At 32.6% G+C, this 17,967-nt stretch carries 11 protein-coding genes; 6 read left to right on the top strand and 5 right to left on the bottom strand.

Annotated features, from left to right (window positions below; genetic code table 11):
- Positions 1 to 151 precede the first annotated feature (151 nt).
- The 5 genes from IUY40_RS01265 to IUY40_RS01245 all read left to right on the top strand — a co-directional run bounded on the left by IUY40_RS01265 (position 152) and on the right by IUY40_RS01245 (position 8,127).
- On the top strand, positions 152 to 2,446 hold the full coding sequence (locus IUY40_RS01265) for a DNA topoisomerase 3 (RefSeq protein ID WP_195735074.1): 2,295 nt from the start codon (positions 152 to 154) through the stop codon (positions 2,444 to 2,446).
- Between the two features lie 113 nt (positions 2,447 to 2,559).
- Complete coding sequence (locus IUY40_RS01260) at positions 2,560 to 3,036, top strand: DUF6265 family protein (RefSeq protein WP_195735073.1); 477 nt, start codon at positions 2,560 to 2,562, stop codon at positions 3,034 to 3,036.
- A gap of 492 nt (positions 3,037 to 3,528) precedes the next feature.
- Positions 3,529 to 4,251, top strand: coding sequence for a DUF4198 domain-containing protein (locus IUY40_RS01255; protein ID WP_195735072.1), 723 nt, complete (start codon positions 3,529 to 3,531; stop codon positions 4,249 to 4,251).
- A 180-nt stretch (positions 4,252 to 4,431) separates the two neighbouring features.
- Positions 4,432 to 6,687, top strand: a complete 2,256-nt coding sequence (locus IUY40_RS01250; RefSeq protein ID WP_195735071.1) for a TonB-dependent siderophore receptor — start codon at positions 4,432 to 4,434, stop codon at positions 6,685 to 6,687.
- 126 nt (positions 6,688 to 6,813) lie between these two features.
- The gene (locus tag IUY40_RS01245; protein ID WP_195735070.1) at positions 6,814 to 8,127 is read left to right on the top strand and encodes an APC family permease; all 1,314 of its coding nucleotides are present in this window, start codon (positions 6,814 to 6,816) and stop codon (positions 8,125 to 8,127) included.
- A gap of 97 nt (positions 8,128 to 8,224) precedes the next feature.
- On the opposite strand, the gene IUY40_RS01240 is transcribed toward IUY40_RS01245, so the two are convergent.
- Entirely contained in the window at positions 8,225 to 10,861 is a 2,637-nt protein-coding gene (locus IUY40_RS01240; RefSeq protein WP_195735069.1) for a valine--tRNA ligase, read from the bottom strand.
- 251 nt (positions 10,862 to 11,112) lie between these two features.
- Here IUY40_RS01240 and IUY40_RS01235 point away from each other — a divergent pair, with 251 nt between their 5' ends.
- A complete protein-coding gene (locus IUY40_RS01235; protein WP_195735068.1) occupies positions 11,113 to 11,496 on the top strand; it encodes a DUF1573 domain-containing protein in 384 nt (127 codons plus the stop codon).
- 82 nt (positions 11,497 to 11,578) lie between these two features.
- Here IUY40_RS01235 and IUY40_RS01230 read toward each other — a convergent pair whose 3' ends face one another.
- The 4 genes from IUY40_RS01230 to IUY40_RS01215 form a co-directional block, all read right to left on the bottom strand.
- Positions 11,579 to 12,061 carry a hypothetical protein gene (locus IUY40_RS01230; RefSeq protein WP_195735067.1) on the bottom strand — a complete coding sequence of 161 codons (483 nt, stop codon included), beginning with the start codon at positions 12,059 to 12,061 and terminating at the stop codon, positions 11,579 to 11,581.
- 122 nt (positions 12,062 to 12,183) lie between these two features.
- Positions 12,184 to 14,307 carry an OmpA family protein gene (locus tag IUY40_RS01225; RefSeq protein ID WP_195735066.1) on the bottom strand — a complete coding sequence of 708 codons (2,124 nt, stop codon included), beginning with the start codon at positions 14,305 to 14,307 and terminating at the stop codon, positions 12,184 to 12,186.
- Positions 14,308 to 14,317: 10 nt separating this feature from the next.
- A complete protein-coding gene (locus IUY40_RS01220; RefSeq protein ID WP_195735065.1) occupies positions 14,318 to 15,253 on the bottom strand; it encodes a type IX secretion system membrane protein PorP/SprF in 936 nt (311 codons plus the stop codon).
- A 23-nt stretch (positions 15,254 to 15,276) separates the two neighbouring features.
- Entirely contained in the window at positions 15,277 to 17,922 is a 2,646-nt protein-coding gene (locus tag IUY40_RS01215) for a gliding motility-associated C-terminal domain-containing protein (RefSeq protein WP_195735064.1), read from the bottom strand.
- Between the last annotated feature and the right edge of the window lie 45 nt (positions 17,923 to 17,967).

Genomic DNA, 17,967 nt, shown 5'->3' with positions numbered 1-17,967 from the left:
ATTTGAACGAAAGAAAAATAAAGCCATCTAAAAAAGCATCTCTTCATCATACTTTCTCTATAAAACTGCTACTCGTTTCATAACTCCTGATGATTTTCTTTAATACCAACTTCTAAATCCTTAATTTTGCGATTCAAATTAGAAGGAAATAATGAAGGTCTGTATTGCCGAAAAACCAAGTGTAGCACGAGAAATTGCATCCGTTTTAGGAGCCAATACCAAACATGATGGGTATTATGAAGGCAATGGCTATGCTGTAACTTACACCTTTGGACATTTATGTACTTTAAAAGAACCTAACGACTACAAACCACATTGGAAAAGTTGGGATTTGAACAACCTTCCGATGCTTCCAGAAAAATTTGAGACCAAAGTGGTACAGAATTCTGGTATTCAGAAGCAATTTAAAATCATCAAAACTTTATTCGATAAAGCCAAATTGGTTATAAACTGTGGGGATGCTGGACAAGAAGGAGAACTCATTCAGCGATGGGTTATGAATGAGGCCAATTATAAAGGCGAAGTACAGCGTTTATGGATTTCATCATTAACTACCGAAGCTATAAAAGAAGGTTTTGAAAATCTAAAACCTTCTGCGAACTACGATAATTTATACTATGCAGGATTTTCCAGAGCTATTGGCGACTGGCTACTTGGTATGAATGCTACCCGCTTGTACACTGTAAAACATGGTGGTTATAAACAAGTACTATCTATTGGACGGGTACAAACCCCAACATTGGCTATGGTAGTTGACCGATTTAAAGAAATTGAAAATTTTAAACCTCAACCCTACTGGGAGTTACAAACCTTATACAGAGAAACGCTTTTTGGTTATGAAGAAGGACGCTTCCTAAAAAAAGAAGACGGTGAACTTTTGGCTAATAAAGTCAAAGAAAGTGATTTTGAAATTGTCTCTATCGATAAAAAGAATGGTAATGAGTATGCGCCTAAGCTGTTTGATTTAACAGGGTTACAAGTATACTGTAATACGAAATTTGGATTTTCGGCAGACGAAACTCTTAAAATTGTTCAAACGCTGTATGAACAAAAAGTTGTTACCTACCCTAGAGTTGACACTACGTTTTTACCAAACGACATCTATCCAAAAGTACCTGGTATTTTGCAAAACCTAACCAATTATGCTACATTAACCCAGCCCCTTTTAGAGAAAAAGATAAAAAAATCACCTAAGGTTTTTAATGATAAAAAAGTAACAGATCACCACGCAATTATTCCAACAGGCATACAATCTAATTTGCAGTATAATCAGCAGCAAGTATATGATATTATTACAAAACGCTTTATTGCTGTGTTTTACGACGATTGTTTAGTAGCCAATACTACCGTTATAGGAAAAGCAGCAGATGTAAGCTTTAAAACTACTGGAAAAGTAATCTTAAAAAAAGGATTCCGTGTTGTTTTTGAAGATCCAAATGCTAAAGAAAAAGAAGCAGATCTATTACCGAATTTTGTTGTGGGAGAAAAAGGTCCACACGAACCTTCGTTTTTAGAAAAAGAAACTAAACCACCCAATCAGTTTACAGAAGCAACATTACTGCGTGCTATGGAAACTGCAGGTAAACAGGTTGATGATGAGGATTTACGCGAACTGATGAAGGAAAACGGTATCGGACGCCCGTCTACACGAGCCAACATTATTGAAACACTTTTTAAGCGTCAATATATTGTTCGAAATAAAAAACAAGTTTTACCTACTCCAACCGGAATTCAGCTTATTGAGACTATTCAAAATGAATTAATAAAGTCAGCAGAACTTACTGGTTCTTGGGAAAAGCAATTAAAAGATATTGAGAAAGGAACTTTTACTGCTGGTGCATTTATCATCAATATGAAACGTATGGTTGAAGCTTTAGTATATGAAGTACGAAGTGAAACCAGACACGCTAATATTTCGCATGTAGGAAGCGTTCAAAAACAAGTCGCTACTGTCGAGAAAAAGAAAGATGCAGGGATTTTGGCAGAAACCTGCCCAAAATGCCAAAAAGCAACACTCATAAAAGGAAAATCAGCTTATGGATGCGGCAATTATAAAGCAGGTTGTGATTTTCTATTGCCTTATATTTTTGCTGATAAAAAAATATCTGAAAACCAATACCTACGATTACTTCAAAAAGGATCTACCGTAAATTTAAAAGATTTTAAAACAGATGCTGGCACAGTAGAAGGTTTAATTCGCTTTGAAGAAAATTACAAACTCAAACTAGAACCTAAAAAAGCAACACCTAAAGCCACAAAAGCAATATCAGATTCATTGGTATGCCCTAAATGCAAAAAAGGAACAATCATGAAAGGAAATACCGCTTACGGCTGTGGTAATTATAAATTAGGTTGTGACTTTAAAGTTACATTTGATACGGTTAGAGAAAAACTAAAAAATCAAAAGCCTACCAAAGAACTCGTTTACGCTATCCTTTGCAGTTAGCTCTAGGTATGAAAAAGTAAGAGCTTAGATATTTACCATTCACATTTTTACACTCCATTATCCTTTTTTTTATATTTTAGCATTCCAAAATAACCCCCCTAATATTCACATTAATGTTTAAAAAAATTACCCTTATACTGCTTTTGTTGGCAATTATTTCCTGCAAAAAAACTGAAACTCCCAAAAAAGAGAAAATAAAAGCTGCCGATTGGCTTATTGGAAAATGGGAAAATGTTACTCCACAAGGAACTTTAACCGAAACATGGAATAAAGTAAATGACAGTACTTTTCAAGGAAGTTCTTTTTTTATAAAAGGAAAAGACACTATTCATTTTGAAACCATCACACTGCAACAAAAAGGAGAAATTTTAACTTACAATGCAACTGTAAAAGGACAAAATAACGATGAGGCAGTTGCTTTTAAATTAACTAATTTAACAGAAAAAGGATTAGTTTTCGATAATCCTAAACACGATTATCCACAAAAAATTAGCTACACTAAAGAGGCTAATAATAGTTTAAAAGCTGAGATATCAGGAATTCAATTAGGGAAACCGAGTTCAGAGAAATATCTTATGACGAAGAAATAGAATTTTATTTAATATTCTATTTTTAATAGCAAAGCTTTATTCCTAACAGAATAAAGCTTTTTTTATAGTTATGTTTCCTCTAGTTAAGTTTATAGTATAATACATCCAAACCAAGAAAAAGAAAAAAACCTCAGATTATCAGCACCTTAAAAAGAAACTATCCCTCTACTCTTATTTTATCCTCTGTTAAATCATCATTGCACCTAAAAAAGCCACGATTAAGAAAGCCCATTTCATGCTTAAAAATTCGAAGATAAAACCAATCATTGATAGAACAATTAAAAAACCAAGATAGCCAATAGTTGAAATAGAAGTCAAAGCAGAACCGCTATATATTTTTTGTTAAAAGTATAAAAGGAATTTATTAAAGCTATATTAATAATTAGTCTAAATAAAAATTGCGAAATAAATATTAAATTATAATTTTGTTAACGATTTCAAGATTGATGAAATCGCTATAATTTTTTATTAAAAAACTTAAATACTTTCATTATGAAATTAACCCCCTTAAAGACTCTAGTCGTCTTACTAACAGTATTACTTAGTCCTCAATTGTTTGCTCATGCACTATGGATAGAAACTAAAGCAACAGGTACAAAAGGAAAACCACAAGAAATTTCGGTATACTTTGGAGAATTTTCAGATAATGATATTACTCCTGCAGCTAAATGGTTTTCTGATTTAAAAGATTTTTCATTGACTTTGATAAGTCCTTCTAAAAAAGAAATAAAATTAGCTCCTGTTGCTCTGGACAAAAAATACCAAGCATTTTTTACTCCTGATGAAGATGGAGTATATACTGTAGTAATGCAGCATACTGTAAAGGATGTGTATGGTACAATGAAATTAGATTATAATTCAAGTGCAACAGTAGTTGTTGGTAACAAAACAGCAGGTAATACTGCTGAAGCAAACAAAAATACAATTGGATTGTTTTCTGAAAATGCTGATGTAGCAAAGAAAAACACAAAAATAACTGGTATTGCTTCGTATGAAGGTGTTGCTGCCAAAAAACAAAAAATTAAAGTAATTGCTCCTAATGGCTGGGAAAAAGAACTATATACAGACGAAAAAGGACAATTTGAATTTACACCAATTTGGTCTGGACAATATATGGTAGAATTTGCTCACACAGAGAAAAGCGCTGGTGAACATAATGGGAAAAAATATGATGAAATCTGGAAAATGGCAACATATGCTATACAAGTAAAATAAGCCCAATTCTAATAAAAAAGGAAGCGTTGTTTTTTATAAACAGCGCTTCCTTTTTGTATGTCATTGCAAACTATAAAAATTTGTTAAAAATTAAGTATAATTAATCTAAATAAGTTTTGATAATCCAAACATAGATATTACTTTTGCATCGTTATTTTTCTTTATTCCAAATAAACAAACATGAAATATATAATATTACCTACACTAAGTTTATTGTTCAGTCTGTCAGGTTTTGCACAAGGCAGAGCAAAAAATATTGATAATCAAGATACTGCTACAGTAATTACTGATACTGTAAAAAACAAAAAAGGCGAAATCCTTAATGAAGTCATTATTACTGCCAATAAGCAAAACAAACCTGTGTCTGCAATTCGTTCAGGCTTAAAACCAATGGACATACCCCAAAGTATTCAAATAATTGGAAATGACGTAATCGAACAACAACAATCGATACGGTTGAGTGATGTCATAAAAAATGTGAATGGTGTTTATGTAGGATCTGCTCGTGGAGGCTCTCAAGAGTCTTTTTGGTCTAGAGGATATGATATGTCAGCGAACAATATGTTTAAAAATGGTTTTCGCTTAAACAGCGGAGTTATGCCTGAGGTTTCTTCTCTAGAAAAAGTTGAAGTATTAAAAGGAAGCTCGGCTTTATTATTCGGAAATGTAACTCCAGGAGGAATCTTAAACATGGTTACTAAAACTCCTTCTTTTAAGAGTGGTGGTGAAGTATCTATGCAAATGGGAAGCTATTCATTTTACAAACCAACTGTAGATTTTTACGGGCCATTAAGCGATGTAGTTGCTTACAGATTTACAGGTTCATACGAAAACTCTGAGAGCTTTAGAGACATCGTAAAACGAGAACGTTATTATATTAATCCATCATTCTTATTCAAAGTAAGTAATAAAACAAATATTACATTACAAGGAGATTATTTACATGATGACTGGACTCCTGACTTCGGAACTGGAGCAATTGGAAAAGAAATTTCCGATGTGCCTCGTAGTAAATACTTAGGAGCATTATGGTCTAATGGAACTACACAACAAACTACAATTTCAGCATTGGTAAATCACAATTTTAATGACAATTGGAAATTTAATTTCAATACTTCATTCCAAAATTTTGATAGAGTTTCTAAAGGAACTGAACGAATCTCAATCGATACTAAAATTAAAGATTATGTTCATGGAGACTGGAACAGACCATTAGGACAAAATAAATCTCAAGAGCAAATTATTGCTGAACAATTTAGCTTACAAGGAACATTCTATACCGGAAGAGTAAAACATGAATTATTTACTGGTGTTGATTTAGAAAACTCATTTGCACAAGCATATACATATGCATTTAGTCCTGCAACTTATGACAAAGTCAACATCTTTAATTTTACCTATGATCAACAAAGAATGGATATTCCAGTTGGTGATGTAACAAAAATAGTAAAAACTGATACAAACCGTTTTGGTATTTATTTCCAAGATTTAATTTCTATTACAGAACAATTTAAAGTTTTAGCAGGATTACGTTGGTCGTGGCAAGAAGCAAAAGCTGAAACACAGCAATTGAATACTAAAACTAAACAACTTGAACTTTTACCAGAAGTAGCTCCTTTAACTGATCAAGCATTTTCTCCAAAGATTGGTTTAGTATATCAACCTACTAAAGACATGTCGTTATTTGCAAGCTATTCGACTTCATTTACTCCAAATACAGGAGTTACATACAACAATACTCCTCTTGACCCATCAATTATTGATCAATATGAAATTGGTATTAAAAAAGATTTCTGGAGAGGCGCGTTAAGCACTAATGTTACTTTATATCAAATTGACAATGACAACTTAGTTCAAACTGCTGAATTCAATCTTGATGGATCAATAAATACCAACACAAATTTAAAAGTGTTAAGTGGTGGAACAAGAAGTAAAGGTGTAGAAATTGATATCACAGCTAGACCAATTGAAGGACTAAGCATTATTGCAGGATATAGCTATAATGATATGCGTTATACTAAAACATCAGGAAAAGCCGGAAGTTTTATTGAAGGAGATCGTTTAGCAAGAACTCCTGCAAATACAGCTAATTTAAGTTTCTTTTATAAATTACCTACAGGAGCACTAAAAGGGGTAACTTTTGGAGCTATAGCAAATTATATTGGTAAAAGAACTGGTGGATGGAACAGTCAGTATGTTGAAGTTGCTGATCCAAACAATCCAAACGCTAAAATCCTAGCGATTAATGATAGAGAAATTCCATTAACTGGATACACTACAATTGATGTTTCAGCTGGTTACGAATGGAATAAATTCGCCATCTTATGTAAATTATCAAACATTACAAATGAGTTAAATTATACTGTACATGAAAATTATAGTGTGAATCCAATTGCACCTCGTCAAGTAATGACAAGCTTAAGATATAAATTCTAAGAAACAATTTCAGTTTTCTAAAATCAAAAACCTCGTTTAATTGTAAACGAGGTTTTTTGTCTAAAAAAACTACTCTAATTTATACTACTTTTACGGACTTAATAATTCAAAAAACAAAATCTAAATATGTCAGATTCCAAAAAGAACCAATTAAAGAAAAGTCTGGGACTAAGCTTTAATATTGCGGTATTAATTGGAGGAACAATAGGTGTTGGAATTTTACGAACACCCGGCACTATTGCAGGAATGTTAGATAATTATTGGCTTATTATTGCTTCTTGGCTTTTTGGTGGTCTTTTTATCTTAATAGGTGCTAATTCGTATGCTGAACTAGCTACTATGCTCCCTAAGGCCGGAGGGTCATATAATTATATCAAAAGAGCTTTTGGCGAATATGCCGGTTTTCTTTCAGGTTGGTTTGATTATATTACCAACGTAATTCCGCCCGCATTTTACTGTATCGTTATTAGCGAATATCTTATTATACTTTTTCCAAGTTTAGGAAACTATTCAACCGAAATAGCAATCGCATTACTAGTTACATTTGTATTATTACATTTAAGCGGTGTGAAAAATGGTAGTGTGGTTCAACAAATTACTAGTTTCATTAAAGTCGTTTGCTTTGTAGCCTTGGTTATTGCTTGTTTTATGTACTCTGGTATAAAATTACCTCCAATTCAAAAAGACAGTTCTTTTTATCATATCGGACTTTTATTTGGAGTTTTTAAATCTCTTCAGCTTATTATCGGAACCTATAATGGGTGGAATAGCGTTTGCTTTTTTGCAGAAGAAAATGACAATCCAAACAAAAACATTCCACGTTCTTTATACAGCGGAGCACTACTTGTAATTGCTATTTATGTTTTATTAAACATTGCTTTCTTTCATGTTTTACCAATCGAAACTTTAGCTAAATCTAATCTGGCTGCTGCCGATGTAGCAAACATTATTTTTGGAAAGAATGGCGCTATTATAGTCACTGTGATTGCAATTTTTTCTTTAATCAGTATTCTGAATGCCTTTATGATGATACCGCCGAGAATTTTATACGGATTAAGTCGTGATGGCTTTTTTATTGAGAAAGGGACAATTGTGAATAAAGGCGGTACTCCAATTGTCGCTCTTTTGGTTTCCTCAATATTTAGCTTGTTCCTGATTTGTATCGGCTCGTTTGAAGTACTGTTTTCCTTTGCTGCCTTCACCTCCATTATTGTTTGGGGATTGGCTTATTTTTCGCTTATAAAACTACGAATCACAGAACCTGATTTACCTAGGCCTTATCGCTCATTTTGGCATCCTTGGACTACTATTTTGGCAATTTTAGTTTCATTAGCATTATTAATTGGATTCATATATAGTGACCCAGAAAGCTTTATAATCATAGTTGGTATCACAGTTGTTTCTTATCCATTATTTAAATTATTAACTCGGAAGAAATAAGGGTGTAAAATGTAAAAAAATACTAATGTCTAAAATAAGAAACCCGACAGATTTTTAAAATCTCTCGGGTTTCTATATTTAAAAGAGAATCTAGTTCTTATTTCAAACCTGCTAAACTTTGCTCTATAGTAGCAATTTTTGCTAAAGCATCGGCTTCTTTTTGTTTTTCGTTAGCCAAAACTTTTTCTGGCGCTCCTGCAACAAATTTTTCATTTGCCAATTTAGACTGAACCGATTTCAAGAAACCTTGTGTATAAACTAACTCTGCATTCAATTTTGTAATTTCGGCTTCAACATCAATATTCCCTCCTGTTATCGGGATAAAATATTCATTCGATTTTACTCGAAATGACAAAGCTCCGTCTACTTTATCCGAAACGTATTCGAAAGCAGCTATATTTCCTAGTTTAATTATTACAGAATCAAAATAAGTAGAAAATTTCTCGCTGTTAATCGCTTTTAATTCAATACTATCTTTCATTGCAATATTCTTTTCTTTACGAATCGTTCTGATACCAGAAATCACTTCAACCGAATTTTCAAAATCAGTAATTAATTTTGCATCAAATGGTTTTAATTCTGGCCAAGTCGAAATAATTAATGCTTCTTCTGGAGTTCTTTCAGCAAGTATATGCCATATTTCTTCTGTTAGGAAAGGCATAAACGGATGAAGCAATTTCAAGTTATTTTCTAAAATTTCGATTGCTTTATCAAATGTCTTTTTATCAATTGGCTGTTGATAAGCTGGTTTAATCATTTCAAGAAATAAAGAGCAGAAATCATCCCATACCAATTTATAAATTGCCATTAATGAATCTGAAATTCTGTATTTTTCAAAATTATCTTCAATATCAACTAATGCGTGCTGAAACTTTGCCTCAAACCATTCGATTGCTACTTTTGATGATTCTGGTTGTGGAATCGTTTCCGAAACCTCCCATCCTTTTATCAATTTAAGAGCATTCCAAATCTTGTTTGAAAATGCTTTTCCTTGATTACATAACTCTTCGTCAAACATGATATCATTTCCTGCAGAAGCACTTAAAAGCAATCCTACACGTACTCCATCGGCACCAAATGTATCGATTAAATCTAAAGGATCTGGTGAATTACCTAATGACTTAGACATCTTACGACGTTGTTTATCACGTACTAATCCTGTTAGGTATACATTTGTAAATGGTTTTTCACCTGCATATTCGTAACCTGCAATAATCATTCTGGCAACCCAGAAAAATAAAATATCCGGACCTGTTACCAAATCATTTGTTGGATAATAATATTTAAAATCTTCGCTTTCAGGATCCATTATTCCTCCAAAAACCGACATTGGCCATAGCCATGATGAAAACCAAGTATCTAGTGCATCAACATCCTGTTTAAGGTTGTTAGTTGTTAGTTCTTGGTTGTTGGTTCTTGCTTTCGCTAAAACCAAAGCGTCTTCAATATTTTCAGCAACTACAAAATCTTCTTTCCCATCTCCGTAGTAATAAGCTGGAATTTGTTGTCCCCACCATAACTGACGTGAGATATTCCAATCCCGAATATTATTTAACCAATGTGCATACGTATTTTCAAAACGTTTTGGATGTAATTTAATATCTCCATCAACCAATACTGATTTGATGGCTGGTTTTACTAAATCTTCCATTTTAAGAAACCATTGATCTGATAATCTTGGTTCGATAACCGCTTTAGTTCTTTCTGAAGTTCCTACTTTATTAAGGTGTATTTCGGTTTTAGCTAAAGCTCCAATTTCTTCTAGTTCTTTTGCAATCTCGGTACGAACCACAAAACGGTCTTTTCCTTGATAATGCAATCCGAAACTATTAAGTGTAGCATCTTCATTAAAAATATCTACAATTTCCAGATTATGCTTCTCTCCTAATGTTTTATCATTCATATCGTGTGCAGGAGTCACTTTAAGACATCCTGTTCCGAATTCTACATCAACATATTCATCTTCGATAATAGGAATAATTCTTCCTGAGATAGGAACAATTGCTTTTTTACCTTTTAAATGTGCAAAACGCTCATCATTTGGATTGATACAAATAGCTGTATCTCCAAAAATAGTTTCTGGACGTGTTGTAGCAATAGTTAAAAACTCTTCCGTTCCTTCAATTTTATAGTTAAGGAAAAATAATTTTCCTTGTTGTTCTTCATAAATAACTTCTTCGTCAGACAAAGTCGTTTTTGCTTCAGGATCCCAGTTCACCATTCGGTATCCTCTATAAATTAACCCTTTATTATACAAATCAACAAACGAACGAATTACTGAAGCCGACATATCTGGATCCATTGTAAATTTAGTACGTTCCCAATCGCAAGAAGCTCCTAGTTTTTTTAACTGATCTAAGATTACACCACCATACTTATCTGTCCATTCCCAAGCATGCGCTAAAAACTCTTCACGTGTTAAATCATTTTTATTGATTCCTTCAGCTTTTAATTTAGCAACAACTTTGGCCTCTGTAGCAATCGATGCGTGATCTGTTCCTGGAACCCAACAAGCATTGAATCCTTTAAGACGCGCTCTTCTTATCAATACATCCTGAATGGTATTGTTAAGCATATGCCCCATGTGCAAGACTCCAGTAACATTAGGAGGAGGAATTACAATTGTATAAGGCGTTCTATGATCTGGCTCCGAATGAAAATAATTATTTTTCATCCAGTAGTCATACCATTTATTTTCGATTGTTTTAGCGTCAAATTGTGCTGGAATTGTCATTTTATCTTGGATATATTTAATCGTTAATTTGTTTAATCATTAATTTCTCTTACCTATTTTTTAATCGTCTTTTTATCAATTAAATAAACGCTTAAATAGTTAAGCAAATCAACTTTTATACTTTGGTTTGATTTTTGTATTTATTATAGATGACAAAAGTAAATAATTAAGTACACTATAAAAAGCGAATTAATAATTTGTGTATTAATTAAAAGAAAGTATATTTACTTAATAACTTAAAACAATTTCAAATGAAGAAAGTAGCCTCATTTATAGCAATCTTAATGGTTACGACTATTGGTCTTGCTCAAAACGGCCCAAAAATTGATTTTGCTGCCAAGGATAATACTATTGATTATGGTACAGTCAGTAAAGGTGATAACGGGGCTAAAGCCTTTGAATTTACCAACACTGGAGATGCTCCCCTCATAATTACATCTGTACAATCTACAGCAGGTATTAGTATTGTATCTAAGCCAACTGCGTCAATTATGCCTGGGAAATCAGGAAAAATTGAAGTAAATTTTAATATGCCTCCAGGGCCAATAAGAAAAACAATTACCGTTGAAACTAATGCAGTAAACTACCCAGAGGGTCGTGTCGCTTTAAAAGTTAGAGGAGAAGTGTCTAATTAACATTCCAATTAAATTCCCATAAACTCAAATCGCTTCCTAAATTTCAGGAAGCGATTTTTTTATTAATTTACTTTCGCAGGTTTTATTTATCTACGCAGTCAGTAGTTTCAAGTTTATATTTTACACGATCAAAATCTATAGGTTTACCTTTAGCAAAATAAGTTCTCCCTAAATACATTTCCATAGATCCATTACCTATAATAAGTTGCTTTTCTCGTTTTAAAAATGCCATCGGATTTTTGAATTTTTTATCCTTGTTTGTTCCTTCGATAAAAGCATAATCTACAAATAAAGTATCTCCTTTAAATTCTCCTGTGATTTCACCGTCTTTATGTGGTGCACCCGCAATTTTCATCACCATATCTCCACTTATTTTTCCGTTTTTTAAAGTATTTAATTTTAAATTAATAGTATCATTTTCATAAACTCCTTCATAACATTGAACATTTATAATACTTTCTGCATCCGTTTTAGTAGTTTCGGCTTCTTTCTGAGTTTCATTTTTTTTACAGCTTTGAAGTCCAATACAAGACACAAGCAAAAAAGACAGAATTAGATTCTTCATAATTAAATATTTTAAGTTCATATATCTTATAAAATTAGATAAAAAAGAAACCAAAAGAAAGGCTTCTAAATAAAATCTTAATTTATTTAGAAGCCTGCTGATTTTCTACTAGGAAAAAGTATTTATAAATTCTTAATTACAAATTCACTACGTCTATTTAATTCGTGTTGCTCCTCATTACAAGCATCATCTGTTTTACATTTTATAATTGGCACAGACTCTCCGTATCCTTTAGCTATAATTCTCTTCTTATCAATTCCAAAATCTATCAGATACTCTTTAGTTGATTCTGCTCTCTTTTGAGATAAATTAGCATTGTACCTATCATTCCCTCTAGAATCAGTATGTGAACCTATTTCAACTACCATATCTGGGTATTTATTCATTAATTCAACAACCCTGTTTAGGATAATTTTAGATTCTTTTCTTATATACCATAAATTGTAATCAAAATAAATAGGATCCGTCTTTATAATTAATCGGTCTCTATCTCTTACTACATCTTTTTCTTGTGCAATAATCTTCTCTATCTTTTCTTTTTGGTCAGCAACTGCCTTCTCTGCTTTTTCTTTTTTCCTGATTTCAACCAAAGCAATTTCATTTGCTTTAGCTTTAGCTTCATTCGCTTTTAAAGTAACCAACTCTAATGCTTCTTTTTGTTTTTTCTCTTCAGCTAATTTTTTCTCTTCTTGTTTTACAACTTCAAGAGATTTAAGTGCCATCGAAGCATCATTACTTTTTCCTCTAGTTTTATCAAGAATTAAAGTTCTGGAATTATTGGTATGATTTTCTTTAGATGCCGAAATTGTATAGGATAACTCACAAGCCACTTTAAAATTAAATCTACCATCTGCCGAAGTTACTATCGTACGCAATTGCTTGCTTTCTTCCTGCTGAAGTATAACTACAGCGTTTTCTAATGGTGATTTTGTATCAATATCAGTAATTATTCCCGTAATAAGTTGTTTACAATCTTCGATTAGTAATGGCTTAATTTCGTTTAATTGATAGATATCGTCACTCCCTTTTCCTCCTGCTCTATTCGATGCAAAATACCCTTCTTTGGTATCTGAATCTATCATAAACGAGAAATCATCTAAATTTGAATTTAATGGCAGACCAACATTTAGAGGTTTTGTATAGGTCGCTTCCTTTATTTCCGAAACAAATACATCGAGTGAGCCATATCCCAAATGTCCATCAGACGAGAAATAAAGTCTGTTGTCTTTTGAAACAAACGGAAACTGCTCTCTTTTATCTGTATTTATCAGCGCTCCTAAATTCTGAGGTGTTCCATAGGCTCCTTCATTTATAGCTACCGAAAAGATATCAAATGACCCTAATGTTCCTGGCATATCTGAAGCAAAATACAATGTTTTTTCATCTGAACTCAATGCTGGATGTTCTACTGAATAATTATCACTATTGAACGGAAGCGATATTACATTTTTCCATTTCCCTTTTATGAGTTCAGCCCTAAAAATTTGAAGATTAGAAATTTTATCATCGTTTTTTCCTCTCCTTCCATTTTTATAATTATTTCGTGTAAAATAAATCGTTTTGCCATCTTTTGTAAAAACAGCATTAGACTCATGCATTCCTGTTTTTAATTCTTTTGCAAAATAATAAGCAATCGAATCTCCTGCGTTTATCTTATTTATAGATGCCGAAACTAAATTAAGATACGTTTCATTATCCCATTTGTACATTTTATCAAATAATCCTGGCTTCTTTTTTACTGCTGCAAAAATCAAACTATCCTTATATTTTACTGCTCCAAACTCTGAATTTTTAGTATTTATAGCTAGATTTTTAATACTATATCTATCTCCAATTGCCGAAATATTCTCTAGTTCTTTGGTAGCATTTTCAAAATCTAAATAATCCTGACTGTTTTTAGAATAGTACTGTTTTAAAATTTCACTTGCTTCTTTGTAACTGTTTGTTGCTTTAAGTGTATGGGCATATTTAAAATAGTAGTTTCTATCTAAATCTTTATCATAACTTTTAATCAGAAGTCTATAATACTGTTGTGCTTTCTTTAAGTCATTAGTATAATAATAGGAGTCGGCTAAGTTTTTTATGGCTTCTGCCGAAGGCTTATCTGAGACTATTTTTTCATATAATGGAATGGCTTCACTGTAATATGTTTTATCAAAGAAACGCTTTGCCCGAGCCATATTTTGGTTCTGAGCGCTTATAAACTGTATTGAAAATACGAATATAATAACTAGTAATTTTTTCATATTTTTCATTTTAAAAGAATCTCGGTGATTTATCATATCCTTTTCCTAATAAATCCAAATCAAAAAGAAGCATAATTTCATGCGTTCCAGAATTAAATTGACCAAAATTAGTTGTTGTATAATCGTACGCATAACCTACTCGAATTGCTTTGGTTACATTTACATTCATTAAAACACTAACGGCGTCATTTACTCTGTAAGCCGCTCCCAATTCAAATCTCTCATTATACAAAACATTCGCAGTTATATCTACAGAAACTGGTGCTCCAACAACAAATCTCGACATAAAAGCAGGCTTTAGTTTAAACACATCATTAAGTTGAAAAACATATCCAGCGGTTAAAAAAGTATGAATATCTTCAGAGCCATAAGCATTTATCCCGGATTTCTCTTCGATATGTTTGGACTTTAATAAATTTGGTGCAGATAATCCAACATAAAATTTATCTGTAAAATAATAAGCCCCTACGCCAATATTAGGCTTAGTAACATTGATATTTTCGGCGAAAGCCAAATCGGTAGTTACATCTCCACTCTGAAATTGGAATCCATTAAAATTTGTTTGCAGAGAAGTAAGTCCTGCTTTTAATCCTAACGAAAGTTTATTGTTCCCTCCTAATTCTAGTATGTATGCAAAATCAGCATAAAAATTATTCTCTTTTTTAGCACCATCCCCTATATCATCAGAAATTAATGAGACTCCCACTTCTACTTTATTACTTATGGAAGTATGTCCGAAAAAGTTAAATGTTTTTGGTGCACCAACTGCTCCAACCCATTGCGTTCTGTATAAAGTCCCTAAATTCAACATTAACGGAGTTCCTGTTGCATACGCTGGATTTACCATACTCATATTATACATATAATGTGTGTATTCTGGATCTTGCTGAGCAGATACATCAATGATATAGAAAAGGAAACTTATAATTAGTATTACTTTTTTCATTTGAAAATTATATTAAATAGGAGTTATCGATTTAAATAAAGACGACCTTGTAAAGGCGGCCTGCTATCTTTATTAAAATGGACAACATAAAAATAAACACCGTTTGGAGCTACTCCATCAATTATTTTAGAATCAGAATTTTTACCATCCCAATCTGGTTTATTTTTATTGCCTTTAAACATTAAGTTCCCATATCTATTATAAATTTCGAGTGTATAATCGGGATATAAAAAGTCTATATCGGGAATTGCATAAGTATCGTTTGTACCATCTCCATTTGGAGAAAATCCGTCTGGAATAAAGAAATCCGCATATTCTGAAGTAGAACAATTTGTAAGCGACACTTTTGCTATCAAAACATCATTCGAAAAACAATTTGTAGTGGTTGAAAAATCAAACCCATAATATATTGCATTGTCCTGAAGTAAAGTTTCATTGGTTAACTGATTTCCGTTATCTTGAGCATCGTACCAAACTATCGAAGCCGAAGCATTGGTATTATTAGATAAATCAGCAATTGTAGGATTATTTATTCCGCAAAAGTCCTGACCTTTTAGTTTTAATACTGGTGCAGGTATATCATTTATAGTAACAATACTTAAACTTCCCGATGATGCGCATCCGCCAGAAAGCGCTATTTCTTTAACGTAATAATTTCCAGACAACAATAGGGTTGAAACAGACAAAGGTGTACTAGCTATAGCTGAATCATACCATTTATATTGTGTCCCGTTAGGTACCAAATTAGCAACTGTAGCTCCATCTGATTTACAAAATATTTGAGGACTGGTCGTTGGCGCAATCGGAATTAAATTTATTAAAAAATCATCGAATAAACCTGTAGGTACAATATCACAAGTTGTTTCATTATTTGTAACTTTAGTAATTGTAACTCTAGTTGCCCCCGTATTAATGAGTAAATTTTGCGGAATAATAAAACTCCCTTTCCCATTTGATACAGCTAAAGCTACTGTTTGTACTGTAGCCAAATTACTTCCCGAAATTGTGTATGAAATTGTAATATCTTTTAAAGTTCCAAGTCCTGAAATCAAAACTGGTACTGATTCATTTAAACAATAATCTTTTATTTCTATCTTAATATCAACTGAATTAGGCAAAGGATTAACCACCATATTTCCTGATACATTAACAGCATTGGTACAGCCTACAAGAGTATTTGTAATATTTGTTATTGCAACTAATGTATTTCCATCATTAGCGGTTAAGGCTGATGGTATTGTAAAGCTTGCTGCTCCGTTTACAACAGCAATCAAAACTGCTTGTTCGCTGGTATTATTTGCACCCGTTAATTTATAAATAATGCTATACATCCCATTTGGAAGACTTGAAGCGCCCGTAATTTGCACCACCGTACTTTTATTTTGACAAACTGGATTGATTTTTATTTTTGCAGAATCAAGCTTAGGAATTGGATGAATAGTTAAAACATCTGATAAATCATCTATTATAGTATTACACGCCCCCTCAGTTGTGAAAGAAGTAAATTCAGTAATTTCAATTTTAAACTCGCCTACCTTTTGAAAAAATATTGATGGTAATGAGAATGTTACAGAACCGTTATTAATCGTTAACAATTCAGTATTTGTTGCCGATGTTGGGCCTGATATTTTATAAGTAATATTGTATTGTCCGTCAGGGATCACTTGCGCTCCACTAGTAAGCTTTGCCGAATAAGTAGCCCTAAGCATATCTAGTTCACATATATCTGAACTAACAACCAATGTTGCTCCTCTAAGATCAATTCTTTTTTCTATCCGTATCCTTACTGTTGCTAAATCAATTTTACATATAGGATGTGGAGTATTACTAACTGTATAAGTAAAACTATAAGTTCCTTCTCCAAGAGTATTATAAATTTTTTGCACATCTATAAAATGATCTTTTATCGATGTAATCTCTCCGGTATTTTCATTATCTGTCCATTCACCATTAGCATCTTCACCAGAAAGTCGACTATTTAAATCCAGATTAGAATAAATCGATAAATCATCACTATCACATAATTGCATATTATCTGGAAGACCTGCTTCTGGTGCTCTATAAACAGTAACAAATACTGTTGAAGAAACGGGACCTGCACAGTCTCCTATAGCTGGAAATGAGTATGTAAACTGATAAGTACCTACTCCTAAGTCTTTAGGATTAATAACACTACCTTCAACAGGACTTGCTTTTGTATTATTATACCATTTCCCATTAGATTGTGGACTTAAAAAAGCGCCATTAAAAACGTGAAATAAATCATATGCACTAGCATCTGTACATGCTGCCCCAGTAGGACCTGAAACACCTGGATATCCTCCTATGGCAACTGTAATTGTTGCCGAGTTATCCGTACAGCCTGCTACTCCTGAAACTGTATAAGTAAACCTATAAAACCCGCTTTTTCTTATTAGCTGGGCATTTAAAATCCCCGTAGCATTATCAAGTCCTTGCGAAAGATCATCATCTGTCCAAGTACCTCCAGTTATAGGATTCCCATCTAACAATCCAAATAAATCAACCGTTTTACTCGCTAGATTAGGAATATCACACACACTAGTGTTGGTATCCAAACCCGCACATTGCCCGAAATTTTTTATAGGTAATAAAAATAAAGCTAGAAAAAGCAAAAGCAACTTTAGTGCAACAAAGTATTTTTTGGACATATATTATTATTAATTTTTTGTTAAAAATAGTAAATCAATTCATTA

Source organism: Flavobacterium sp. ALJ2 (assembly GCF_015594725.1).
Lineage (GTDB): Bacteria > Bacteroidota > Bacteroidia > Flavobacteriales > Flavobacteriaceae > Flavobacterium.
Note: the sequence above shows the minus strand (reverse complement) of the source record. Positions and strands in the feature narration are given on the sequence as shown.

Excerpts from the sequence above, each read along its gene's own strand:
- IUY40_RS01265 (WP_195735074.1), top strand. The coding sequence starts at position 152 with ATGAAGGTCTGTATTGCCGAAAAACCAAGTGTAGCACGAGAAATTGCA.
- IUY40_RS01260 (WP_195735073.1), top strand. The coding sequence starts at position 2,560 with ATGTTTAAAAAAATTACCCTTATACTGCTTTTGTTGGCAATTATTTCC.
- IUY40_RS01255 (WP_195735072.1), top strand. The coding sequence starts at position 3,529 with ATGAAATTAACCCCCTTAAAGACTCTAGTCGTCTTACTAACAGTATTA.
- IUY40_RS01250 (WP_195735071.1), top strand. The coding sequence starts at position 4,432 with ATGAAATATATAATATTACCTACACTAAGTTTATTGTTCAGTCTGTCA.
- IUY40_RS01245 (WP_195735070.1), top strand. The coding sequence starts at position 6,814 with ATGTCAGATTCCAAAAAGAACCAATTAAAGAAAAGTCTGGGACTAAGC.
- IUY40_RS01240 (WP_195735069.1), bottom strand. The coding sequence starts at position 10,861 with ATGACAATTCCAGCACAATTTGACGCTAAAACAATCGAAAATAAATGG.
- IUY40_RS01235 (WP_195735068.1), top strand. The coding sequence starts at position 11,113 with ATGAAGAAAGTAGCCTCATTTATAGCAATCTTAATGGTTACGACTATT.
- IUY40_RS01230 (WP_195735067.1), bottom strand. The coding sequence starts at position 12,061 with ATGAAGAATCTAATTCTGTCTTTTTTGCTTGTGTCTTGTATTGGACTT.
- IUY40_RS01225 (WP_195735066.1), bottom strand. The coding sequence starts at position 14,307 with ATGAAAAAATTACTAGTTATTATATTCGTATTTTCAATACAGTTTATA.
- IUY40_RS01220 (WP_195735065.1), bottom strand. The coding sequence starts at position 15,253 with ATGAAAAAAGTAATACTAATTATAAGTTTCCTTTTCTATATCATTGAT.
- IUY40_RS01215 (WP_195735064.1), bottom strand. The coding sequence starts at position 17,922 with ATGTCCAAAAAATACTTTGTTGCACTAAAGTTGCTTTTGCTTTTTCTA.